This window comes from Citricoccus sp. NR2 (assembly GCF_027594385.1).
Classification (GTDB): Bacteria; Actinomycetota; Actinomycetes; order Actinomycetales; family Micrococcaceae; genus CmP2.
On the sequence record NZ_CP115154.1, the window covers coordinates 1056874 to 1079300 of the forward strand.

General features: G+C 65.8%; 18 protein-coding genes and 1 pseudogene. 9 read left to right on the forward strand and 10 right to left on the reverse strand.

Translation table 11 applies throughout. From position 1 onward, the window contains the following. Positions 1 to 116: 116 nt before the first annotated feature. Positions 117 to 1373, forward strand: coding sequence for an Nramp family divalent metal transporter (locus O1A05_RS04940; RefSeq protein ID WP_270106948.1), 1257 nt, complete (start codon positions 117 to 119; stop codon positions 1371 to 1373). A gap of 75 nt (positions 1374 to 1448) precedes the next feature. Here O1A05_RS04940 and O1A05_RS04945 read toward each other — a convergent pair whose 3' ends face one another. The 3 genes from O1A05_RS04945 to O1A05_RS04955 all read right to left on the reverse strand — a co-directional run bounded on the left by O1A05_RS04945 (position 1449) and on the right by O1A05_RS04955 (position 5525). Beyond that, the gene (locus O1A05_RS04945) at positions 1449 to 1919 is read right to left on the reverse strand and encodes a universal stress protein (protein ID WP_270106949.1); all 471 of its coding nucleotides are present in this window, start codon (positions 1917 to 1919) and stop codon (positions 1449 to 1451) included. Positions 1920 to 2071: 152 nt separating this feature from the next. Beyond that, positions 2072 to 4768, reverse strand: a complete 2697-nt coding sequence (locus O1A05_RS04950; RefSeq protein ID WP_270106950.1) for an ABC transporter permease — start codon at positions 4766 to 4768, stop codon at positions 2072 to 2074. A gap of 1 nt (position 4769) precedes the next feature. Continuing rightward, the gene (locus O1A05_RS04955; RefSeq protein WP_270106951.1) at positions 4770 to 5525 is read right to left on the reverse strand and encodes an ABC transporter ATP-binding protein; all 756 of its coding nucleotides are present in this window, start codon (positions 5523 to 5525) and stop codon (positions 4770 to 4772) included. 486 nt (positions 5526 to 6011) lie between these two features. Between O1A05_RS04955 and O1A05_RS04960 the strand changes: the two genes are divergently transcribed. Next, a complete protein-coding gene (locus O1A05_RS04960; RefSeq protein ID WP_270106952.1) occupies positions 6012 to 7466 on the forward strand; it encodes an L-lactate permease in 1455 nt (484 codons plus the stop codon). A 313-nt stretch (positions 7467 to 7779) separates the two neighbouring features. Here O1A05_RS04960 and O1A05_RS04965 read toward each other — a convergent pair whose 3' ends face one another. Genes O1A05_RS04965 through O1A05_RS04980 form a run of 4 tightly spaced genes read right to left on the reverse strand, consistent with a single transcriptional unit; the run spans position 7780 to position 11155 of the window. After that, positions 7780 to 8970 (reverse strand): winged helix DNA-binding domain-containing protein, encoded by a 1191-nt coding sequence (locus O1A05_RS04965; RefSeq protein WP_270106953.1) that lies wholly within the window; start codon positions 8968 to 8970, stop codon positions 7780 to 7782. Continuing rightward, the gene (locus O1A05_RS04970) at positions 8967 to 9164 is read right to left on the reverse strand and encodes a hypothetical protein (RefSeq protein ID WP_270106954.1); all 198 of its coding nucleotides are present in this window, start codon (positions 9162 to 9164) and stop codon (positions 8967 to 8969) included. The genes O1A05_RS04965 and O1A05_RS04970 overlap by 4 nt, the downstream gene beginning before the upstream one ends. Positions 9165 to 9176: 12 nt before the next feature. Next, a complete protein-coding gene (locus O1A05_RS04975; protein WP_270106955.1) occupies positions 9177 to 9887 on the reverse strand; it encodes a LuxR C-terminal-related transcriptional regulator in 711 nt (236 codons plus the stop codon). 32 nt (positions 9888 to 9919) lie between these two features. Next, complete coding sequence (locus tag O1A05_RS04980) at positions 9920 to 11155, reverse strand: sensor histidine kinase (RefSeq protein ID WP_270106956.1); 1236 nt, start codon at positions 11153 to 11155, stop codon at positions 9920 to 9922. A 75-nt stretch (positions 11156 to 11230) separates the two neighbouring features. Between O1A05_RS04980 and O1A05_RS04985 the strand changes: the two genes are divergently transcribed. Genes O1A05_RS04985 through O1A05_RS05000 form a run of 4 tightly spaced genes read left to right on the forward strand, consistent with a single transcriptional unit; the run spans position 11231 to position 13936 of the window. After that, positions 11231 to 12100: an aldo/keto reductase gene (locus O1A05_RS04985; RefSeq protein WP_270106957.1), complete on the forward strand. Its 870-nt coding sequence runs from the start codon at positions 11231 to 11233 to the stop codon at positions 12098 to 12100. 1 nt (position 12101) lies between these two features. Then, positions 12102 to 12509 carry a pyridoxamine 5'-phosphate oxidase family protein gene (locus O1A05_RS04990; RefSeq protein WP_270106958.1) on the forward strand — a complete coding sequence of 136 codons (408 nt, stop codon included), beginning with the start codon at positions 12102 to 12104 and terminating at the stop codon, positions 12507 to 12509. A gap of 45 nt (positions 12510 to 12554) precedes the next feature. Beyond that, positions 12555 to 13214 (forward strand): SatD family protein, encoded by a 660-nt coding sequence (locus O1A05_RS04995; RefSeq protein ID WP_270106959.1) that lies wholly within the window; start codon positions 12555 to 12557, stop codon positions 13212 to 13214. Then, complete coding sequence (locus tag O1A05_RS05000; RefSeq protein ID WP_270106960.1) at positions 13208 to 13936, forward strand: hypothetical protein; 729 nt, start codon at positions 13208 to 13210, stop codon at positions 13934 to 13936. The genes O1A05_RS04995 and O1A05_RS05000 overlap by 7 nt, the downstream gene beginning before the upstream one ends. A 189-nt stretch (positions 13937 to 14125) precedes the next feature. On the opposite strand, the pseudogene O1A05_RS05005 reads toward O1A05_RS05000, so the two are convergent. Beyond that, positions 14126 to 14314: pseudogene (locus O1A05_RS05005) on the reverse strand (nitronate monooxygenase); the annotation flags it as partial. Between the two features lie 885 nt (positions 14315 to 15199). Here O1A05_RS05005 and O1A05_RS05010 point away from each other — a divergent pair. Both O1A05_RS05010 and O1A05_RS05015 read left to right on the forward strand, forming a co-directional pair. After that, a complete protein-coding gene (locus tag O1A05_RS05010) occupies positions 15200 to 15799 on the forward strand; it encodes a cytochrome P450 (RefSeq protein WP_270106961.1) in 600 nt (199 codons plus the stop codon). Positions 15800 to 15816: 17 nt separating this feature from the next. After that, on the forward strand, positions 15817 to 17055 hold the full coding sequence (locus O1A05_RS05015; protein WP_270106962.1) for an MFS transporter: 1239 nt from the start codon (positions 15817 to 15819) through the stop codon (positions 17053 to 17055). Between the two features lie 25 nt (positions 17056 to 17080). On the opposite strand, the gene O1A05_RS05020 is transcribed toward O1A05_RS05015, so the two are convergent. Next, on the reverse strand, positions 17081 to 18244 hold the full coding sequence (locus O1A05_RS05020) for an NAD(P)H-dependent flavin oxidoreductase (RefSeq protein WP_270106963.1): 1164 nt from the start codon (positions 18242 to 18244) through the stop codon (positions 17081 to 17083). Beyond that, positions 18241 to 21585, reverse strand: coding sequence for a beta-phosphoglucomutase family hydrolase (locus tag O1A05_RS05025; protein ID WP_270106964.1), 3345 nt, complete (start codon positions 21583 to 21585; stop codon positions 18241 to 18243). Before O1A05_RS05025 ends, O1A05_RS05020 begins: the two co-directional genes overlap by 4 nt. Before the next feature lie 103 nt (positions 21586 to 21688). On the opposite strand from O1A05_RS05025, the gene O1A05_RS05030 reads away from it, so the two are divergent. Continuing rightward, positions 21689 to 22393 carry an ABC transporter ATP-binding protein gene (locus O1A05_RS05030; protein ID WP_270106965.1) on the forward strand — a complete coding sequence of 235 codons (705 nt, stop codon included), beginning with the start codon at positions 21689 to 21691 and terminating at the stop codon, positions 22391 to 22393. The last annotated feature ends 34 nt before the right edge of the window (positions 22394 to 22427 follow it).

Consider the following 22427-nt stretch of genomic DNA (forward strand, 5'->3'; position numbering starts at 1 on the left):
GTCGGTGGCGTGGGTCACGTCAAGGGTGGCAGGGCGGCACAGCGAACGTGGTGTCGATGATCCGTTGACCTGCATCAGAGAGCGGTTTAGCGTCGTGACGGACAAAGGAGGAATCCATGTCCGATCACACTCCACCCGCACCTCGCCCCGAGAACCTGAACAAGGGAGCCTCCCGCAGCTGGCTCGGCCCCGGGTTGTTGATCAGCGCTTCGTTTATTGGTCCCGGGACCATCACCACCGCCACCGTGACCGGCGCCGACTACGGTTTCGCCCTGACCTGGGCGGTGGTGTTCTCCATTATCGCCACCATCATCCTGCAGGAGATGTCCGCCCGGCTGGGCGTGATGACGGGCAAAGGCCTCGGCGAGATCATGCGCGAGACGTTCGACCACCCGGTCGCTAAGACCCTGATGATCATCCTCATCGTGGCGGCGATCGGTGTGGGCGGGGCCAGCTACGCCGGCGGCGACACCACCGGCACCTCTCTGGCGATCGAACACGTGCTGCCGCTGCCATTCCCGGTGATTGCACTGATCGTGGGCGCGATCCTGCTGTTCCTGCTGCTCTCCGGCTCCTACAAGATCGTGGAGCGGGTGATGACGGTGCTGGTGATCGCGATGGCCGTCGTCTTCATCCTGACCGTCGTGGTGGTGCAACCGGACTTCGGCGCCATGTTCCGCGGCATTTTTGTGCCGACGATTCCCGCGGGTGCGCTGCTGACCACGATTGCGCTGATCGGCACCACCGTGGTGCCCTACAACGTGTTCCTCCACGCCTCGCTGGTGCAAGAAAAGTGGGGCGCGGACCCGGAGCGGGAGACGTCGCTGCGCAAGGCGAAAGTCGACAACACGGTGTCGATCTCGATCGGCGGGCTGATCACCCTGGCCGTGCTGGCCACCTCGGCGGGCACGCTGTTTGTCCATGGCGTCTCGGCAGAATCCGCCGCCGACATGGCGGTGCAGTTGGAGCCGCTCCTGGGCCCGGCCGCGGACTGGGTGTTCGTGATCGGGCTGTTCTCGGCGGGGCTGACGAGTGCGCTCGCGGGTCCCTTGGGCGCCGCCTACGCGATTTCGGGCATCCTGGGCTGGAGCACAGACATGAAGTCCAAGCGGTTCCGCGCCATTGCCGTCGCCGTGGTACTGATCGGTGTGGTCATCGCCGTCACCGGGGTGAACCCCATTCAGGTGATCATCGTGGCGCAGGCAGCCAACGGTCTGTTGCTACCGATCGTCACCGGGTTCCTGCTCTACACCATGAATAAAGCCAAGTCGCTGGGCTCGCACCGCAACGGGGTGGTGGCCAACGTGCTCGGCGGGATCGTCATGGTGGTGGTCACCGGGCTGGCGATCTACCAGCTGGCCACCCTGGTCTGAGCGGTCTGCGCCCGTCACGCAAACGGAGGCACCCGGCCTGAGCAACTCAGGCCGGGTGCCATCACAGTGTTGGAGTTAGCGCTCGTGGGTGTGGGCGATGTAGACGTCGCACGGGGCATCGGCGGCCACCGAGCGGGCGATGCTGCCCAAAATGCGGGAGGCACCCTGCACGCGCTTGTTGCCCACCACGATCACCTCGGCCGAGTGCTCCTGGGCTTCGCGCACCAGCACGGAACTGGGGCTACCCTCCGCGGCGCGGGCAACGAAGGCGACATCGCCGAATTTCTTGGCGAGTTGGGCGACGACAGCTTCGGCGGTCTCCTGGGCCTCTTGCTCGCGCACTTCGGTGGCGCGCTTGACGGCGGAGACGGTGGCGGAGGGGTTGTGCTCGTTCATGTTGGCGCGCACGGTGCGCGTCAGGTCCACGCTGAATGCGGAGATCACGTGTAGCTCGGTGTGCAGAGCCTGGGCCAGGGAGGCTGCCTTCTCAGCAGCTCGGAGGGCGGTTTCGCTACGGTCAACGCCGGTGAGAATGATGCCTGTCATGGTCGTCCTTCGGTCGCATGAATCAAGGGTTCACGACGAGGTGGATCGTCCTCATCGAGCCTACTACAGGGCGGGAGTACAACGGCGGGGTCGCCGAGCTGGGATGCTCGGCGACCCCGCCGTCGTATTTCTTGAGGTGTTTGGGTATTCGCTTACTCCACGGCGAGTCCTTCGACCGGTTGTAGTTTCACCGCACGCCGGGCCGGAGCCACCGAAGCCAGCAGGCCGGCGAGCACGGCGACGGCGAGGATGGCCAGCAGGTTCAGCCACGGCACGGAGACCGGGACCAGTTGGGTGAGCCCGGAGTCCACGCGAAGCTCGCCGAACACGGTCTGCGCGCCGAACCAGCCGTAGACCACACCGAGCACGGAGCCGATCAGCGCGGCCACTCCGGAGACCAGCACGGCCTCCATGGCGAGCATGCCGCGCAGTCCCTGCTTGGTGAGCCCCAGCGCCCGCATCAGCGAGTTCTCGCGGGTCCGCTCGATCGTGGACAGCGACAGGGTGTTGGCCACGCCGATCAGCGCGATGAGCACCGAGACCGCCAGCAGCGCTGTGACGATCAGCAGCATCATGTCGATGATCTGGGTGTACAGGATGCGCTCGGCCACCGGACCGGAGATGCTCTCCGGAGTGATGTCCGCGGCCTGGCCGATGTCAGCGATCAGCTCGTTGAGCGAGTCCATATTCAGGTCATCGCTCACGTTGATCCACAGCAGTGAAATCCCGTCCTTGATACCGTCCTGGGGATTCAGCCCCAGTTGCTCGGCCGTCTCCAGGGAGACTAGCGCGTCCAGGGAGGAGGCTTCGGTGCCGTGGGTGGTTACCTCGGTTTCGGCCCCCGACGCACCGGGGACCGTGACGGTGTTGCCGAGGTTCTCAGCAACCCAGCTCGGAGCGACCAGGGTTCCGGTCTCACGCAGCGCCTCACGGTCGGCGGCGGGCAGTGAGGCGGCGAAGGTGTCGGCGTCGTCGGGATCGATGGCGAACACCGAGATACCGTCCTTCAGGGTGGCGACCTGGGGCAGGGCCAGGGCGCCCTCGACATGCTCCACTGCCGCGATCTGCTCCGCAACCTGCTCGGCGTCGTCGAGACCGGAAACATTCTCCGGGTTGAGCTGGGCGTAGAGGTCCACCGGGTAGTTAGCGCCTAGCACCGAGTCTGCCTGATCCTGGGCGATCTTGCCGCCGGTGAGCATCATCGCGACCAGCGTGGTGCCGACCAGCAGCGCAGTGGCTGTGGCGGTGGTCCGGGAGCGGTTGCGCACCGAGTTCAGCTGGGCCATGCGGCCCGGTACACCCGTGGCGCGGACCAGTCCGCCCACCGAGTACACCGCACCCGGAACGAAGAGCACCGCCAGCATCAGCAGACCGATGAAGGACAGGGCGCCACCGCCAACGGCGATGAGCAACTCGCCCTGGGCCGCACCCAGCACCAGCAGTCCAACGCCGGCCAGGGTGAGCAGCCCGCCCACCACCAGGCGGAAGATGCCGGCGCGGGAGCCGACGGTGGCGTCGTCCACGGGGCGCATCGCGGCCAGCGGGGAGACCCGGGTGGCGCGGGCTGCGGGGACGAGCGAGGCGATCACGGTCATCACGATGCCGATGAGGATCACGATGCCCAGGGACACTGGGTCGATGGCGAAGGTAATCGCGGCCATGTCCTCGAAGCTGCGACCGATGGCGACCAGCCCGGCCACCAGGCCGGTGGCCAGGGCCACACCGAGCACGGACCCGACGAGCCCCACGAGCAGGGCTTCGGTGAGCACCGCGCCGCGCACTTGGGCGCGGGTGGCACCGAGCACGCGCTGCAGGGCGAGCTGGCGGGTGCGCTGGGCAACCAGCACGGAGAAGGTGTTGGAGATGACCAGCATGGTGACGATCAGGGCGATGATGGCGAAGCCGGCCAGAATGTAGACGAACACGTTGGAGCCGGCCAGGTCGGCGACTTGTGCCTGGGCGGCGGCATCCGGGGTGTCTACGGTGGCGTTCACGCCGGCCTGGTCGAGTCGGTCCTGCACCGCGGCGGCCACGGTGGCCGGGCTGGCCCCGTCGGCGACGTCGATCAGCACGTAGTCCGCGGTGGTGCTGTACTCCATGGGCGCTTCCTCACCGGGGAACGGCTGCAGATTGAGCGAGGAGAACAAGTCGGTGCCCGAGTACAGCTGGGCGGCGCCAATCGAGAAGGGGTTGGAGGATCGCTCCGTGATGCCCACAACGGTCACCGCCAGCCCCTGGGAGGACTCCTCGACGGTGTCTTCGGCGAAGGCCGGCAACTGCAGAGTGGTCTGGTCGCCGACGCTGAGTTTCAGGCGTTCGGCGGTGGCGGCGTCGATCGTGATCTCGTCATTCGAATCGACAGCGGGGTAGTCACCCTCGGCCAGGGACTCAGGGATCATGGCGGAATTCTGCGGCACCGGGGCGACCATCGCGAAGTCGGAGGTCGAGGTGTAGGTGCCTTCCTGGCCGGAGTCCACGATGTTCTGCGGCAGGGTCAGCCCGGCGCCGGCTGCCACGGAAGGGTGGGCTTCGGCGACGCCGTCGACGTCCTGAAGTGCGCCGAGATCGCTGACGGGATCACCGTTCTCGTCGGTCACCGTCTCGCTGGTGGCGGGCGGGCCGGCGAGACGGCCGAGCGCGTCGCTGGCCTCGAAGTCGTTCTGGGAGGGGACGACCACCAGGTCGGCTCGGGAATAGGTGGAGCCGAGCGAGTCTCGGAGCGTGGCGTTGGAGGAGGAGCCGACCAGCATGGCCGAGGCCAGGAAGGTGACGCCGATCAGGATCGCCAGCAGCACCGACACATAGCGGCGCGGCGCGGCGCGGAGTTGGGACAGGGCTAGTTTCAACATGTCAGGCCACCCCCAACTGGGACAGGGCGTTCAGCACGGTCTGGGGGGTGGGGTCGAGCAGCTCGCCGTGCAGCGCGCCGTCGTCGAGCAGCACCACCCGGTCGGCGTAGGAGGCGGCGTTGGGGTCGTGGGTGACCATGATGATGGTTTGACCCATTTCGCGGGCCGAGCGGCGCAACAGGGAGAGCACTTCAGCGCCGGTGGCGGAGTCGAGGGCGCCGGTGGGCTCATCGGCGAAGACCACATCCGGGCGGGTGAGCAGGGCACGGGCCACCGCCACACGCTGCTGCTGGCCGCCGGAGAGCTGGTGGGGTTTGTGGCTGAGGCGGTCGCCGAGTCCGAGGATCCCGACGATCTCCTTCAGCCAGGCTTCGTCCGGGCGGGTGCCGGCCAGCTCGAGAGGTAGCACGAAGTTCTGGTGGGCGGTCAGGGTGGGTACGAGGTTGAAGGATTGGAAGATGAAGCCGATGCGCTGTCGGCGCAGCTTGGTGAGCTGGTTGTCGCTCATTCCGGTGATGGTCTGATTGCCGACGACGATCTCGCCGGAATCGACCGTGTCGAGCCCGGCGAGGGTGTGCATCAGGGTGGACTTGCCGGATCCAGATGGACCCATGATGGCGGTGAACGCGCCGACGGCGAAGTCGATGGAGACGTTCTTCAGCGCATGGACTTCGGTGTCGCCGGTGCCGTAGGTCTTGATGAGGTTCCGCGCGGAGACGGCGGACGCGGTGGGTGCGGGGGCAGTCGTTGGATTCATGGTTCCATCGTGTCGCGTCGGCACCACTGCGCACATCGTCCTGAAGGTGGGTTTCCAGGTTCCTTTCAGGTGGACGAACCACTCTCAGAGTCCTCCCAGAGGATGACCCCGCCCGCGATCTGGGCATTTGTCATCCCGAGGGCTACCAAGCGTGCGACTTCAAGGTCTTGGGGCCGCAGCTTCTTGAAGGCCTGGGCGGCTTCCCCTTGTGCGTTGGTACGTGGAGGTGTTCGAGGCGTCCGTTGATTGCTTCGGTGGGGCGGTTGCTGGTGCCGGGGTGATCGAAGAAGGCGGGGATGTCCGCAGCGGGTTTCTTATGGCTGGCAGGCCTCTGGAGATCGGGACGTCAGCGCTTCGGCCGATCTCGGAGAAGCGACACCTGACGGAGTACGCTTGACCGCGGGACTATGCTGATCGGACGACGGTTACGTCGTCCCCCTGGAAGATCCATCGGATTCTTATCGCGTCGTTTAAAGGAGCAGCAGCGTGTCAGTGTTTATGGCGGTGCTGCCTATTCTGATCACGCTGGGCCTGTTGCCGCTGCCGCGCATCTCGGCGGCCATCCCGCCACTGCTGGGCACCATCAGTGCCGCGCTGATCGCCGTCTTCTATTTCCACGCCCCGGGCGGCGACCTGGTGGAGGCCTGGAACGGCTCCTTCTGGACACTGGTGAAAGTGCTTGCCATCATTGGCGGCGGTGTGCTGCTCTCCAGGGTGATGGACCGAACCGGCGCGCAGCGCAAGCTGGCCGGATGGTTGGCTGCGGGTGGACCAACCGTGGCTTCGGCGCTGTTGATGGCGCACGGGGTCGTGCCGTTCCTCGAGACGGTCACCGGGTTCGGTGTCTCCGTGCTCATCGGGTTGCCCCTGCTGTTGTCGTTCGGATTCTCGCCCTACCGGGCGGCCCTGCTCACCCTGGTGGGTCTGATGATCGGGCCCTGGGGATCCATGGGGCCGGGCACGCTGCTCGGTGCCAGTATCGCCGGGGTATCGATGAACGACCTGGGCCTGGCGTCGGGCGTGTTCAACGTGATTGCCTTCGTTGCTTCCGGAGTTGCCGCGGCGGTGATCGCGGGCCACGCCGCCCACGACGCTACCTCAACGAAAGCCACCTGGAAGGAATTCCTGGGATGGTGCGCCACCGGGCTCGGCTCCGGGATTCTGCTGTGGGCGCTGGTGTTGACGGCGAACTTCCTGCTCGGTGCCGCGGTGGCAGGCGCAACGGCGACCCTGCTGGTGGCCGTGATCTGGTTGTTGATCATCCGCCGCGGGCGGCTCACCCCGGGGCCGGGTCGATCCCTCATTCCATACGTGGCGCTGCTGTTGGGCACGATCTCCGGGCAGATGCTCTACCGCAACCTCGAGCTGGGCGTGTTCGGCGAGATCATCTCCTCTCCGGCCCTGTGGTCGACCCTAGCCGCGCTGTCTTCGCTCACGTTCCTGCCGATCGAGCGCCGAGACCTGCGGCGGCTGCCGCGCGAGGCCGGGCTGATGTGGTGGCAGGTGTCCATCCCCACCGCGCTGTACGTTTTGCTCGGCGTGATAGTGGCCGGCGGCGGACTGGCTGCGGTGCTGGCGGAATCCCTGGCCGTGCTGGGGCACATCTATCTGTTCCTGATGCCGTTCGTGGCCGGGCTCTCCGGGTACATCACCGCCTCTGGCACCGGCGCGAACGCCATGATGGGCGCAACCCAGGTGGCGGCGGGCGCCGAGCTGGGGGTGAGCCCGCTGTGGTCGATGGCGATGCAGAACTCGGCGGCGAACTGGGCCATTATTGCGAGCCCGGCTCGCCTGGAGCTGGCGTATCGGCTGGCCTCCCCGTACCAGCGCCCGGACACCCCCGGCCCCGAGGTATCCCGCGGACGACTGCTCTCGCGGCTCATCCCGCTGGTACTGGTCTCGATGGTGATCTACGGATTGGTGATGGTGCTGGCGTTCTGAGCACCGCCGTCGAGCTGCTCAATGTGTATGCCGTGCGCCGGATAACCCGGTGCTGGTGGATTCGATTCACTCCCTGTGGTTGCGCTGCCGCTCCTACAAGCTGGTGGGTGCGCGCCAGGAGATGTCCCACGACGACGTTTCGGCGCTGTCGAACGCATCCGCTCCGCCTTCGCCCAAGAGTAACCCGGCCCCGAAGGGTGGCCGGTCAGTGCCGGATACCGAGCCGCCCTGTTTCAGACAGATTCGAGGCCCGGAGGGCTAGTCGCTGTCTGAAATTCGGCGTCGGGGCGCTGTACGGGTGTGGTGGGGCGGGTCAGCCCGGGAACGGGAAGGCGGCGTAGCGGGATTCGAGCTGGGCGGCGCGGGAGGCCGAGACGGTGCCGAACGGTTCGTGGACGAAGCGGCGCACCCCGGAGGCGGCGGAAGGACCACGCTTCCAGAAGCCGATCACCTGGGCTCCGGCCACGGCGGCGGAGCGGAACACCCCGTTGTTACCGGGCACCAGGGCCTCGTGGTGGGCTTCCGGAACGATGTACATTCGGTCGGGGTAGCCCAGGATCACCTCGTCGAAGGCGGGCAGCAACAGGGGTGCGTCCACGCGGCGTCCGACGGCAGCGACCTCCTCGGGTAGGCCAACCCGCCAGTACTGGGGCTCGTCGACGCGGTGGGCAGAAGCAGCCGAGGTTGGCCCGGCATTGGTCCAGGTGCCGATCTCCACATCGTCGTGCTCGGCCAACATCTGCTCGGCGGCTGGGCGGAGTAGGCGCAGGGGCAGCTTGGTCCACCAGGCGGCGTCGCGCAGGGTGAGCGGTCCGCGGGTGAGCACGTAACGGTGCAACAGCTCGGCGGTGGCGGCGACCTCGTCGTCGTTGAACCGGGAGGCCAAGTTGGAACCGGCGGGAAGCCACTGGGCGCCGAGCATGACGTCGTGGTCGCGGTGGCCGTCGGTGGACAGGGTGCCGTAGACGGCGTGGCCCGTGGAGATGAAGTGCACCAGCAGGTGATAGCCGCGCCCGCCGTCGGTGGCGATGCCCGCGGCGTTCCAGGCGGCGAGGACCTGGGAGCGGGGCACCCCCGGGGTCGGCGCCTCGGTGATGGTGCGTTCCAGCACCTCGGCGGCCGTGGCCACGTGGTGGTTCTCGAGGCCGAGCTGGCCGCGGCGGTTGATGGCGGCGCGCACGGGGGCGGCGTTGCAGAGCTGGGAGATCCAGAGCGCGTCCTCGGCGGCCAGGGCGAACACGGTGCCGCGCATGGGGTAGGCGCGCACGATCTCGCCCCGGTTGAACGCGTCGACGACGGTCTGGGCGGAGGTGCCAGCGCGCAGGGCGATCGAGGAGAGCACCCCGGGCAGGTCCTGGCCCTGCAGGGCGGCGAAGGCGCGGGCGACCTCGTGCGGGGTGGGATTGCGCGACGTCGAACCGGGAGTCGTGCCGGATCCCATCCCGGAACCCGCAACGATGCCCTGGGCGACCAGCCGAGCCCGGGCCAGAGGGCGGTTCGTCACGGCCGCATTTCCTTGAGCATCAGCCCGACGATCGCCGCCGCGATGAGCACGATGCCGATCGCCAGCAGCACCAGGTTGAGCTCGTGCGTGAGGAAATTCAGGCCGAGCGCGGTGGCAAGGACGAGCCCGCCGACGACGAGCAGGATCACGAGCCCCAGCGTGGCCGGGGAAGGACGACGGGTGGGGTGGGTCATGCGTTCATCGTCTCACGGAGCGGCCACGCCGGTGCGGTAGGCGGTGACGACGGCTTGCACCCGGTCGCGGGCGCCGAGCTTATGCAGCACCCGGCCGACATGGGTCTTCACCGTGGTTTCGGAGACGAACAGTTGCGCGGCGATCTCCTGGTTGGACAATCCGGCGCTCATCAGCACCAGCACCTCGTTTTCGCGCGGGGTGAGGCTACCGACGGCGGCCAACCGGGCGTCATCCTCCGGGGTGGTGGGGGTGGCCGGCTGCAGGGTCGGCGCTAGATGGTCCAGCAACCGCCGGGTGGTGGAGGGGGCGATGACGGCGTCGCCGCGGTGCACGGCCCGGATCCCGGCGAGCAGCTCTTCCGGCGGGGCATCTTTGAGCAGGAACCCGGAGGCCCCGGCGTCAATGGCATCGAGGGCGTACTCGTCGAGATCGAACGTGGTGAGCACGACGACGCGCGGGGTGTGCCCGTCCTCGACGCTGGCCGATCCATTGCCGCCGAGCAGTGCCCGAGTGGCGGCGATGCCGTCCAGCACGGGCATGCGGATGTCCATCAGCACGATGTCTGCCCCACGCACCTCGGGAGAGTCGAGCGCGGCCTGCCCGTTGTCGGACTGGGCCACCACCTCGAGATCGGGCTGGGAGCTGATCAGCATCGCCATGCCGGAGCGAATCAGGTGCTGGTCGTCCACCAGGGCGATGCGGATGCTCGGGGATGCGGTCATGTGCGGTCCTCAGTTCTCACGGTCAGGTCCGGTCAGGTCTCTTGGTAGGGGATGGTCGCGTCCACGCGGAACCCGCCACCGGGGCGCGGCCCGGCGGACACCTCGCCCCCGTACAGGCCGACTCGCTCGCGCATGCCGAGCAGCCCCTGTCCGGCACCGGTGGTGTCTCCGCGCTGGGCGGCGGCACCCCGACCGTCGTCGTCGATGCGCAGGTGAATGCCCTGTGCGGTCCAGGTGATCTCCACCTGCACCTGGGTGCGGGGTCCGGCGTGCCGGGCTGCGTTGGTGAGCGCCTCCTGCACCACCCGATAGGCCACCAGCTCGCCGCCAGCAGCCAGCGCACCGCGCGCCTCGCCCTCGGAAGCGACGTCGATGGACATACCCGTCAGCCGCACCGTCTCGATGAGCTCGGGCAGGTCCGCCAGCGTGGGCTGGGGCCGGTGCTCGGCCTGCTCCGGGCCGCGCAGCACCCCGAGCAGCCGGCGCATCTCGGCCAGCGCGTCACGCGAGGCGGTGCCGATGGTCTCCAGGGTGTCGACGGCGACCTGCGGGTTGGCGGCACCCGCGTAGCGCCCGCCGTCGGCCTGGGAGATGATCACCTGCAGCGAATGGGCCACGATGTCGTGCATCTCGCGGGCGATGTGGTTGCGCTCGTCGGCGGCGGCGAGCTCGCGCTCCTGGGCGGCCTCGATTTCGAGTTGCCGGGCGCGGTCGGCGGTCTGTTGCAGGGCCAGACGGCGGGTGCGGGCCAGGTCACCGAACGCCCAGGCAGCGGTCACCACCGCCCCGCACAGCAGAGTGACGATGATGAAGGCAAGCAGCCCGCCCGGCGACATTACCGTAGGCACTCCGTCGAAACCGGTGGTGCTGAAGGGTACGTAGCCGAAGCGGAATCCGTAGGCCACCGCGCCGCCCAGCGCGACGATCAGTCCGAGTCGGGAGGCCCAGCGCGGGGCACGCACCGCCAGATTGTGCACGGTCAGGGGCGCGAAGAAAATGGTGCCGATCAGCGGCGGCCCGGTAAATAGCTGGAGCAGGAACGCGCCCACGGTGATCGACGCCGACGCCACCGGTCGCACGCGACGCACGGCCCAGGGCAACGCTTGAGCCAGCGACAGTACGAGCATCCAAGCCGCATCGAGTGCGGACCCCGCGTAGCCCAGGGTGAAGACGGGGCCCAAAACCAACCAGAGCAGCCCGGCCACACAGCCGTCCACCAGGACAGGGTGACGGGCCGAGAACTGATCCATGGCGCGCAACGGGTTCACCCCTCCACTCTAAGCCGGACGCGTGCGCGCGGGCGTCCTCCCGCAGGAGGGTTCTGGGGCGATAGGCTCGTCAGTATGAGCGACCAAGCACACCAGACCGCCCCGTCTATCCCGACGCACACCCTCAACGACGGCACCACTCTGCCGGGTATCGGCTTCGGCACCCTCGTTCGCGGCGACAACAAGAACGAGCGTGGCATCATGGTGCGCTCCCTGCGCAGTGCGATCACTCAGGGATACCGCCTGCTCGACACCGCGTTGAGCTACGGCAACGAGGCCGAAGTCGGCCAGGCGGTGCGTGCCTCCGGCCTGAGCCGCGAGGACATCCTCGTCACCACCAAGGTCCCGGGCCGCTTCCACGGCTACCACGGCGCCCGAGAATCCCTGCGCGTCTCTCTCGAGAACCTGCGATTCGACTACGTCGATCTGGCAATCATCCACTGGCCGCTGCCGCGACTCGACCTTTACGTCGACACCTGGCGTGCACTCATCGAGATGCGCGAGGAAGGGCTGATCCGCAGTATCGGCGTCTCCAATTTCACCGCCGAGCACTTGCGTCGCCTTCACGAGGAGACCGGCGTGATGCCCGCCGTCAACCAGATCGAGATGCACCCCTACTTCGTGCAGGAGCAGCTGCGCGCCGTGCACGACCAGCACGGCATCGTCACCCAGGCGTGGAGCCCGCTGGGACGGGCCTCCGAGCTGCGCGATGATGCAGTGCTTAACGAGATCGCCCGCGAGCACGGGGTCACCCCGGGACAGGTGGTGCTGCGCTGGCACCTCCAGCACGGTGTGATCCCGTTGCCGGCGTCGTCGAGCCCGGAGCGCCAACGCGACAACCTCAGCCTGGGCTTCGAGCTGTCCGGCGAGCAGATGATCCGCATCGACCACCTGGAACAGGGCCGCCTCTGGGGCCAGGATCCCGACGTCCACGAGGAGTACTGAGATGACCACCAACATCACCGAACCCGTGCTCACCGACCACATGAAGCAGATGCTCGACGCGCAGCTCGCCTTCGTTGCCACCGTCACCGATGAGCGCACCCCGCACGTCGCACCCAAGGGATCCCTGAACGTGTGGGGCGAGAATGAGCTGTGGTTCCACGACACCCAGGACGGGCAGACACTAGCGAATATTCGCGCGGGCTCCCTCGTGGAAGTCGCCGTGGTGGACCGCGAGCAGCGCAATGGCTACCGCCTCCTGGGTGCCCCGGTCGTGCATGACGACGGCGAGGTGTTCGAGGAGGCAGCACGCCTGCGCGCGGAACGAGGCAAGACTCCGCCGCAGGCCGTCGTGGTGGTGCGGCTGCAGCGCATCGAATCGTTCCGACCGCTGGTCACCTCCGAATCCTGACACAAAAACTTATAATCATCTCTTTATAAGTGTTATTGTGGTGTCATGAGCTCGCCCCAGCCTGATCACCCTGTCGCCGGGATCATCGCGGATATCGTGGCCTCCCGTGCGCTCGCCGACCGACGCGCCGCCCAGCGCGACATCATGGAGGCCTTCGCTCGCGCCGAAGAATCCGTGTCGGCGCTCCGCTCTGCCTGGGCCACCGTGGGCGATGAGTTCCAGGTGATCGCCTCCGACGCTCGCAGCGCCCTGCAGTTGACCCTGCGCGTGCAGGCGCTGTTGCCGGACTCGGTTCGACTGCGCTTCGGTATCGGCCTCGGCGTCATTAATGAGATCTCCACAGGAATCGATGACGGCGAACATCAGGGCTCGCCCATTCAAGACGGTTCCGCCTGGCTGCATGCCCGCGCCGCTTTGGACGATGCCGAATCGCGCCAGGGTAAGCGCGATGAGATCCTGACCGGCTTCCGGGCCGAGGATCCCGTGCTCACCGGGAGCGTGGCACAGATGCTGACGCTGCGCGATCACGTTCTCGGTCGCATGAAGGCGCGGGAGCGCCGCCTCTTCGCTGCCCTGCTGGTCGGCGACACTCAACAGGAGGCGGCTCGGGCCGAAGGTATCTCCCAGGCGGCGGTCTCCCAATCGCTGCATCGTTCCGGAGCCATGGCCCTGCTGGACGCCGACCGAGAGGACTTCCCATGCTGAGCGTGATGACCCTGCTGGCGGTCGCGGTGACCGATCTGCTCCGCCTTCTCGAGCCCCGACTGCCGCGACGCGCCGGGGTGTTCGTCCAGGCCGCCTGGTGGCTCATCCTCACCGTGATGGGGCTGCTCTGGTTTTCCCCGATCTGGTGGGCAGGGTTAGCCGGCGCCGTGGTAGCGGCGGGATGGTGGTCCGTGGCCCCGCGCATGGAGAGTGGCCCGCACGTGGAAATGCAGTCGTGGTGGGCGGTCGCCCTGGTGGCGGTGCTCGCCGGTGGCGCGTGGCTGGACCTGGAGCTGCTCGAGGTCCAGCCGCCGACGGCGCTGCTCTGGCTGGCGGTGGTGCTCTTCCTGACCCAGACCGGTAACAGGATCACCCGCGCCATCCTGGAACTTTCCGGGCGCAGTGTCGCTGGCGCGGCCGGGGGATCGGTGCCAGCCAGTACCCTCAAGGGTGGGCGTGTGATCGGTCCGCTCGAGCGGATTTTCATTACGGTGCTGGCGTTGGTGGGTGCCTACCATGTGGTGGCAGCGCTGATGGCGGCCAAGGGGATTGTCCGCTTTCCCGAGATTTCAGCAGAGGCCAAGCGCGCCGAGGAGAGGCGCGAGGACGAGGCCGCAGGCACTGTCGCCTCGGGCACTAAGGCGGAGGAATTCTTGGTCGGTTCCCTGGCCAGTTGGGGACTCGCCGGCGGCGCAGCCCTCCTCGCCTGGCTGTTGATGTGATCGTTCGCGAAGTCTAGTGTTGACAGTGCAGACCTCCCCACCACCCGTGGATCTGGGGGTCTGGCTGTTTAACCAGCCTGCCCACCCGGACCGGCGGCAATAACCCTTATTTTTCCCAGATATAAGTGTTTCCGTTAGATCGCGCAGGACCTCCGCGGCGGGCTTCGCTGCGGCCTTCGCTACCCCGACGTCGGCCCACAGGTTGGTGGCTGCGGTGTCGTCGCGCCGTTGGGCGGCAGCCCGCAGGGGCGTGGTGAGCTGGTTGATCTCCGGGTACGCGGCGGGCGCATCTTGGTGGTCGCGCTGGAAACGGTTCTCGATGCCGCGGGCCCAGCGCCCCGAGAAAGCGCGGGTGAGGGAGGTGCGAGTGAGGTTCATCCGCGCCGATGCCTTACGCTCGATCAAAGTCGACCGCAAAGCTGATTCTTTGCACGCTGAGTTGTCTTGGTGAGTCGCGATGGCCAATGACGGACGGTGTTCACCTCAACTTGGCATGGCTTAGGAACCGACATAAAAAAGTTAGATCTGATGCTTGACATTGCCACCGAAGTGCAACAAACTAGACAGAACTCCGGAGTAAACGAATGATCAATTCAACCTAAGGAAACTTTACTATGGTTGCATTGCGTGATTTTTTCATGGAGATGAGTGAACGTCGAGTGACTAAACTTAAGTACTCAAAAAAGTACGGTATTTGATTTGATTTGTTGGGGCCCGTTGCCATCAGGTAGCGGGCCCCAGCTACGTGCGGAGACTATTTTGCGATCAATTAATCTATTTCAGCATCCTGAGAGCTGGAGCAAACTGGAGTCTCGTGGCCGTAGCGTTTTAGAGCTCAGGAGTGGTCCTTTGCTTGTGCTAGATGGAGAACTTGCGCATCAAGTGCTCACTAGGCCAGAGTTCTATGCAGAGGAGTCAGCGTTCTTTCGCACCCGGGAGCACGCTCCGCTCCCTTTCGACGAGCGACGGTGGCTGACTGGTCAGCTCGTTTCCCTTGTGAACAACCGTCGGGATGATGCCAGTCAGGCAATCCTTCGTTCATGGGGAGAGTTTGGCGTTGCCCGAACGCAAGAATGGGGCGTTCTTGCAATGCGGGAGCTTTTTAGGGCGTGCTTGACTGGGCCAGGCGATCCCATCATTGATTCGACAATCGATAGATTTGTTCGTTTTAGAACGATACGGAGAGACGTTCGAGGAAAGTGGGGTCAGGCACCCTCAGGATTCCGTGAAAGACAGCATCGCCGGCTTGGGGAGAGAATTTCCATGATCGGCGAGAGTCGCAATGATCTTATCGGCATAATCTCGAGCTTCGATTACCCGCTAAAGCCTGAGGAAGTGGGCGAGTTGTTTCTTCGTATTACTCAGTCAATTCTCGCTTTTCCGGGCACGGCGCTTGAGACGATACTGGCTCTTACGCAGCGGGGGGCAACCTGCCAAGGGTCGATTGGGCGTGCCGAGATCATGGAGACGCTGCGCCTTTTCCCGACTTCATGGCGACTTGTTCGCGTGGCCGTTAAGGACCACCGCCTCGGTGAATTTCGCGTAAAGGCGGGTCAAGAAGTTATTATTGCCACTTCTGTGATTCATCGAAGCTCTCAGGCTTACGTCGCTGAAAATGACTTCAATCCAGACCGCTTTAGGGATCGAAATTTGGAGAGATCTAAGTTTTTCATTCCGTTCGGCAGGGGGAGGGGTATGTGCCCAGGGCGCGAAGCTGGCACTGCCGCGATGATTGAAATCATGGGTGCAATTACAAGCAACTACGTGCTCGGACCGCACGTGCGCCCGATTGGCGACCCATACGTGCGAGCGCTGATGGTAATGGAGCGCAACGAGTTTTCTTATGCAAGGAAAACGGTGTGACGGATAGGCGCTCGTTGATGTCAGCAAAGCAGAAATATGCATTCGGGCGATATCTCACGGCCACGGGGCTCACGACCTTCGGCGATGTGATCAGCATGATCGCGATGCCGGTTATCGCCTACACGGTTCTCGACAGCAGCGCATTCATCGTCGCTGCACTGATTGCGGTTGAACAGATTTCCTGGCTCCTCATTGGCCTCCCTGCTGGGGTTCTCGTGGATCGTTGGTCGCGCAAGCGAGTCCTGGTGCTCGGGGGTGTGCTCCGCGCAGTACTCCTGATCTCCATTCCGTTGGCGTGGTTCACTTCCGCCTTGACCTTGATACAGCTCTTTGTTGTAGCTTTCGGTACGGGGCTCATTTCCGTTTTCACCATGACAGCGAACACGGCGTACTTGCCATCCTTGGTGCCTAAGGAGCATTTGGTTCATGCGAATAGTCGTCTCTCCGTCGTGGAAACCGCGACAGACACGGCGGGACAGGCTATTGCAGGATTCATCATTCAGGCGATCAAAGCACCGGTCGCCATTTTCGTGGAAGCGGTCGTGTCACTCGCCTCGGCGCTCTTGATCCAATCGACGCGTGAGACTGTGCGCCAGCCGATCCAGACCGAGAATGCGTCCACTTTCTGGGGCGAGCTCAAAGCAGGAATCGTGTACACGCTGGGCCATCCAACGTTCCGGACCATTCTGGCGACAAACGTGCTCTGGAATGTCGCGATGGCAGGTCAGTTCGCGATTGCCGTGCCGTTCCTCGTGGACATCCTAAGGGTCGAAGAAGGCCTCATCGGCATCGCTTTTACTGTCGGCGGTATCGGAGGGTTGGTGGGGGCGCTGGCGGTGTCGCGGCTCAGTGATCGATTCGGGAGCGGTGCCGTGTGGCGGACGTCTTTGCTTCTCGCTCCGATCGTCGGGCTCCTCGTTCCACTCTCCGCTCTGGCACACGGTATCTTTGGCGTGGTGCTCTACGGGCTGGGGACAGCGGCGTTGGGTGCTGGAATTGCCATGGTCTCAGTGATTACCGGGGCTGCCCGCCAAGCGATCTGCCCTCCGGAGATGCTTGGCCGACTGGGATCCGTGAGCCAGTTCATTACCTGGGGGATTATCCCTGTGGGCGCGCTGCTTTTTGGGGCGCTGGGGTCATTGCTGGGGTTAGCGGAGACCATGTGGGCTGTGGCGATCACGTTCTTCTTGTGCGCGGTGGTGGCACGGCTCAGCCCGCTCTGGACGTCGCCCAAAATTGAAGTGGCCCTCGACTAAACGCTCCCAGCGAGAAGCCTTATATCTACTCAGATATAAGGTTTTCTGTCAGTTTGCGCAGGATCTCTGTCGCCGGCTTCGCCTCGGCCTTGGCCACACCGACGCCCGCCCAGAGGCTGATCGCTTCAACGTCGTCGCGGCGCTGAGCCGCTGCACGCAGGGGAGCGGTCAGCTGGTTGATCTCCGGGTAGGCGGCCGGAGCGTCCCGGTGATCCCGCTGGAACCTGTTCTCGATGCCGCGGGCCCAGCGCCCCGAGTAAGCGCGGGTGAGGGAGGTGCGGGTGAGGTTCATCCGCGCCGACGCCTGCTCCAGGGCCAGCCGGTGGGTGGGGTTCGTCCCCGCTTCAGGGGCACGCAGGAACGCGGTACCGCACTGCACAGCGGCAGCTCCGAGCTTCAGCGACTCCGCGACCTGTCCGCTGTTCATGATGCCGCCGGCAGCGATGAGCGGAACATCGGGGCCGACGACGAAGCGGACCTCGGCCAACAGATCCAGCAGCGGGGTCTGTCCGGGATCAGCCTGCGGATCATGCACCGATCGGTGTCCGCCGGCGTTTGGTCCCTGCAGCGTCAGCAGATCGGCGCCGTGGCGCACCGCGGCTGCGGCTTCCGCCGGGGAAGTAACGGTGACGCCGGTGAGAATACCTGCCTCGCGGAGCCGGTCGAAAACCTCTGGTGCGGGCAGGCCGAAAGTGAAGGTGACCAGGGGCCAGCGCTCGGCGACGGCGGCGTCAAGCTTCTCGTCCCAGCCGTCCGTATCGTCCGGATTGAGGTCGGTAGCTGCCGGTAACTCGACCTCGGCGGCCTCCGCATCCGAGAGCAGCGTCTCCCGGTAGGCAGCCACCGCGGCGGCACGTTCCCGGCGCTCCTCCGAATCTGCAGCTCGGCGCTGTTCCGGAATCGCCGTGTTGGCAGGCTCCGGCACAAAGAGGTTCACCCCGATCACGCCCGGTGCGATCTCACTACCCGCCGCGGCGAGCGCTGACTCCGCACCGGTACTGGCGGCACGGTAGTCCTCGATCAGCTGTTGGCAGGCGCGCATGCCCCCGGCCAGCAGGGCGGTGGCACCCTCAGCGGCCAGGGTGGCCGCCAGTTCCACCGAGGACGGGCCGCCAGCCATGGGTGCGCCCCACACCGGCGAGCGGAACAGTCGTGTCAGGAGCGCCTGGCGCTCGGTCTCCGCGGTCATCGTGCCCCCTCGCCATCGGTAATGGAATTGCCGGTCTTGCGCTTCTTCTGGTTCGCGGCGTGCAGCAGCGGCACCGTCCAGTCCTCGCCGGGGCTCATCAGCTTCTCGCGGCCCTCCACCATCAGATTGATCGGTGCCGAGGAGCCTTCGCGCAGGTGCACGCGCACCTCGTCGTGGGTGATGTGCACTTCCACGGGTTGACGGTGGAAACGCAGAGCGAAGCTCACTCCGGGAAGCGCCTCCGGCAGCACCGGGTTGATGCGTAGCACCTCGTCGCGGGTTTCAACCCCGGCGTAGCAGCGGATCACCATATCCACGGTGCCTGCCATCAGGCCGAGGTGAATGCCCTCACGGGTGGTGCCGCCCTGAATGTCGGAGAGATCCGATTCCAACGCTTCAGTGAACAGCTCCCAGGACTTCTCCGGGTCGCCCCACGACGACACCCATCCGTGCACGAGGCGGGAGAGAGTCGAGCCGTGCGAGGTGCGCGCCAGGTAGTACTCGACGGTGGCGTTGAAGTCCTCGGCGTCGAAGGAGTATCCCATGTTCTCGAGAATCTCCGTGAGCTCCTGCGCGGAGAACAGGTAGGTGAGCATCAGGGTATCTGCCTGCTTCGACAGCTTGTACCGGTTGGTCGCATCGCCCTCGGCCTGCAGAATCAGGTCCAGCCGTCCGATGTTGCCGTAGCGTGCCCGGTAGGCGTCCCAATCGAACTCGAGGAGGTCTTCGTATCCCTCGAACTGGCTCATAATATGATCGACGCCGTGATCCGTAGGGTGGTCGATGAAGGCGATCTTCAGCCCGGAGGCAATGCGATCCCACTGGTCGAGCTCATCGGAGAAGACGTCGAGCCATTCGGAGAGCGGGTCGCCACGGCCGTCCATCCAGCGCAGTAGCTCAGCTGTCTGGGTGAGCATCCAGGACGTCAGCACGTTGGTGTAGGCATTATTGCGCAGTCCGGAGCCGGGGGTCTCCGGGTAGCCGTCGTGGTACTCGTCCGGGCCCATCACCCCGTGGATCTCCCAGCGCCCGGATTCCTCGTTGAAGAACGCCATGGAGGCGAAGAACCGGCAGATTTCCACCAGCATTTCGGCGCCGTAGTCCGACATGAACGCCTCATCGTGCGAGGCCTCGAAGTAGCGCAGCACCGAGTAGGCCACCGCCAGGGAGACGTGGCGCTGGTTGTGCGAGTTGTCGGGCATCCACATCTGGGAGCGCGGATTCCACAGCTCGGTGGGGGTCTCCTCGCGCCCATCGGACCCGGACTGCCACGGGAACATGGCCCCGGCATAACCCTCCTGGCGCGCCATCTCGCGGGCCTCGCCGAGGCGGCGGAACCGGTACATCAGCAAGCCGCGGGTGAGCGAGGGCCGACGCAGGGTGAGCATCGGGTACATGTACATCTCGTCCCAGAAGATGTGCCCGCGGTAGCCCTCCCCGTGCAGGCCGCGGGCGCCGAGCCCAGCGTCGAGCTCACGGCGGGAGCCGAACGAGGTCTGCAGCACGTGGAAGGTGTGCAGGTTCAGGGCCAGCTGCGCCCGGGAGAGCTGCGGGTTCGGCGTGCCGTCGGCGGGCTGGTCGAGCTCGACGGCGAAACGCTGCCAGTTGATGCCCCAGGCCTCATCGTGGAAGGTCAACAGGGTGCGGAACGAACCGGCTCGGGCGACCCGCTTGGCGGCGTTGTGCCACACCGTGGAGGCGGCGTGATCGCGCGAGGTGGCGACGGCGACGACCTTTTCGATGCGCACCGGACTGCCCTGCTCCAGGTGCACGGAGATGTCGTGACCAACCACCGAATCGGAGTCCTCCACGGGCCGGCGGATCGGCTCCGGCTGGCCGGGTTCCGGCGAGAATACCCGGGTGCGGGTGGCGGTGGCGATGCGCACCTCGGACTGGTTGGTCTCGGTCTCCAGCAGCACGGTGTGTCCGTCGAGTTCGCGGGAGCCCACCGTGGCCAGGTGCACGGCGGCCAGCTGCCGATCGTCAGCAACGTTCTGGTTGGCCACCCGCCCGTCGATCACTGACCGCACCGTGACATCTCCCGACCAGTTCTCGGCCTCCACCGTCAGCTCCAGGGCGGCCAAGTGGTGCCCAGCCATCGACTGGAACTGCCGGGTGGTCACCCGGGTAACGCGGTCATGCAGGTCACGGTACCGGGCCGTGCGCGTCAGCAGCCCGCGTCGCAGGTCCAGGTCCTGGCGGTACTCCAGCAGCTCGGCCGAGGTCGGCAGCAGCGGGGCGCCGTCGGTGGGCGTCACGGTCATCACGGTCCAGTCGGCGGTGTTGACCATGTGCTCGGTCTCCACCTCGCGGCCCTGCACCGAGGAAGTGAGTCGGTTGAACACCCCGGCCAGATACGTGCCCGGGTAGTGCACGTCGCCCGCCACGGTGCCCGGAATCGAACCGCGAGTGCCCCAGTAGCCGTTGGCCAGCGTGCACAGCGCCTCGCGTGTGCCCTCCTGGGTGGGGTCGAAGTCGTCGTAGCGCAACACCCAGTTCGCATCGAACGGTTTCGTCACCCGCCGGTGCAGGTGCAGTACCGAGATATTGGCGACGACGACGTCAGCCCCGGCGTCGAGAAGTCGTTGCCGGTCGTTCGCCCGATCCACGCCCACGACCAAACCGAAGTCACCCGCACGCGAGGCCTGCACCCCGGACACGGCGTCCTCCAGCACGATGGCGTCCTGGGGCTCCACCTCCAGCTGGGCGGCGGCGGTGAGGAACATCTGCGGCGCCGGCTTACCCGGGATCCCGTGCTCGAGGGCGGTGTTGCCGTCCACGATGACGTCGAAGTAGTCCTGCACCCCGCCCGCGGTGAGCACGGCGGACGAGTTGCGGGAGGAGGTGACCAGCGCGGTGGGGATCTCCTGGGCGCGCAGCTCGTCGAGCAGGGCGAGTGTCTCCGGGAACACTGCGACGCCGTCGCGCTCCAGCACGGTCTCGAAAAAGGCTTGTTTGCGCTCGGCGAGGGCGTCCACGGTGAGCTGGTGGTCTGCGCCCGATGCCTCCGCCTCGTCCGCTTCCGGGACCTCGAGCCCACGGGAGGCGAAGAAGGAGCGCACCCCGTCTTCTCGGGGCTTGCCGTCCACGTAGTGCAGGTAGTCCAGCTCCAGGTCGAACTGGCGGAGCCGGTCCGGGTTCGCCGTCGTCGCCTCCACGTTCGCGGGCAGGGCACCGACTTTCGGCAGGGCGTCGTCGAACAGCTCCTTCCACGCCAGCGCGTGGATCTGGGCCGTGTCCGTGACGACCCCGTCCATGTCGAAGATGACGGCACGGTAGCTGCGCACGTAGTGACGGCGCGTGTCGGTGTCCTGCAGGGCGGGGCGATTCAACGCATGCATGGTGCCATCGTATGCGGATCACGGGGGAGGCGCAGAAGTCCTGGGCGCCATGTCCGCCATTAAATCCTGGTGAACCTGCCGTTGCGCTGATTATTCTTGAACGATGAATGGAAGCCTCGACACCTCGCAGGCTTCCGCCATCGTGCGCTTGGACGCCGTCGGAGTGTCCTATGAATCCAGAAACGGTGCGGCCGCGCAGGCCGCACTTGTCGAGTCTTTCTCGCTCACGGTACAACCTGGTGAAGTGGTTTGCCTGAGAGGAAGAAGCGGGTCAGGGAAATCGTCGTTGCTTCGGATCGCGTCCGGCTTGCAACGTCCCGATTTTGGGTACGTTGAGTGGGGTGAGCGGAGGCTTGACGCGCTCTCTAAATCAGGGCTGGACGACTTACGTAGGCGTCATGTGTCCTATGTGGACCAGGATGCTTCCCTGCTGGGGGAACTATCCGTGGCCGAGAATATCGGACTCGCGGCGCCCCGAACCAAGGGGCCTCGGTCAGATATTGCCGGGGGTGCACTGAGTTTCGAGCGGATTGTCGATGATTTGCGCATCGCCCCTTTGCTCGCGGCGAAGCCGGCCACACTATCGGGCGGGGAACGTCAGCGTGCTGCCTTGGCGCGATCATTGCTGGCGCCGGCGAGCCTCTATGTGTTCGACGAGCCGACCGCCAGTCTCGACGCTACGCTGGCCCAGAATGTGACGGATGTCTTCGACCTCATCGGTGCGACCGGCGCTGGAGTGCTTCTCGCTTCTCACGATGCTCACGTTCTGGAATGGGCGGACCGAGTAGTTCCTATCGGTGATCCTTGACAATGACTCGGCCCCCGAATTCACTCCAACGGTT

What these genes read in the sequence shown, in the direction of transcription:
- O1A05_RS05025 (WP_270106964.1), bottom strand. Translation starts at nt 21,585, where the DNA reads ATGCATGCGTTGAATCGCCCCGCCCTGCAGGACACCGACACGCGCCGT.
- O1A05_RS04995 (WP_270106959.1), top strand. Translation starts at nt 12,555, where the DNA reads ATGAGCTCGCCCCAGCCTGATCACCCTGTCGCCGGGATCATCGCGGAT.
- O1A05_RS05030 (WP_270106965.1), top strand. Translation starts at nt 21,689, where the DNA reads ATGAATGGAAGCCTCGACACCTCGCAGGCTTCCGCCATCGTGCGCTTG.
- O1A05_RS04955 (WP_270106951.1), bottom strand. Translation starts at nt 5,525, where the DNA reads ATGAATCCAACGACTGCCCCCGCACCCACCGCGTCCGCCGTCTCCGCG.
- O1A05_RS04990 (WP_270106958.1), top strand. Translation starts at nt 12,102, where the DNA reads ATGACCACCAACATCACCGAACCCGTGCTCACCGACCACATGAAGCAG.
- O1A05_RS04945 (WP_270106949.1), bottom strand. Translation starts at nt 1,919, where the DNA reads ATGACAGGCATCATTCTCACCGGCGTTGACCGTAGCGAAACCGCCCTC.
- O1A05_RS05015 (WP_270106962.1), top strand. Translation starts at nt 15,817, where the DNA reads ATGTCAGCAAAGCAGAAATATGCATTCGGGCGATATCTCACGGCCACG.
- O1A05_RS04985 (WP_270106957.1), top strand. Translation starts at nt 11,231, where the DNA reads ATGAGCGACCAAGCACACCAGACCGCCCCGTCTATCCCGACGCACACC.
- O1A05_RS05000 (WP_270106960.1), top strand. Translation starts at nt 13,208, where the DNA reads ATGCTGAGCGTGATGACCCTGCTGGCGGTCGCGGTGACCGATCTGCTC.
- O1A05_RS04950 (WP_270106950.1), bottom strand. Translation starts at nt 4,768, where the DNA reads ATGTTGAAACTAGCCCTGTCCCAACTCCGCGCCGCGCCGCGCCGCTAT.
- O1A05_RS04970 (WP_270106954.1), bottom strand. Translation starts at nt 9,164, where the DNA reads ATGACCCACCCCACCCGTCGTCCTTCCCCGGCCACGCTGGGGCTCGTG.
- O1A05_RS04975 (WP_270106955.1), bottom strand. Translation starts at nt 9,887, where the DNA reads ATGACCGCATCCCCGAGCATCCGCATCGCCCTGGTGGACGACCAGCAC.
- O1A05_RS05020 (WP_270106963.1), bottom strand. Translation starts at nt 18,244, where the DNA reads ATGACCGCGGAGACCGAGCGCCAGGCGCTCCTGACACGACTGTTCCGC.
- O1A05_RS04940 (WP_270106948.1), top strand. Translation starts at nt 117, where the DNA reads ATGTCCGATCACACTCCACCCGCACCTCGCCCCGAGAACCTGAACAAG.
- O1A05_RS05010 (WP_270106961.1), top strand. Translation starts at nt 15,200, where the DNA reads ATGATCGGCGAGAGTCGCAATGATCTTATCGGCATAATCTCGAGCTTC.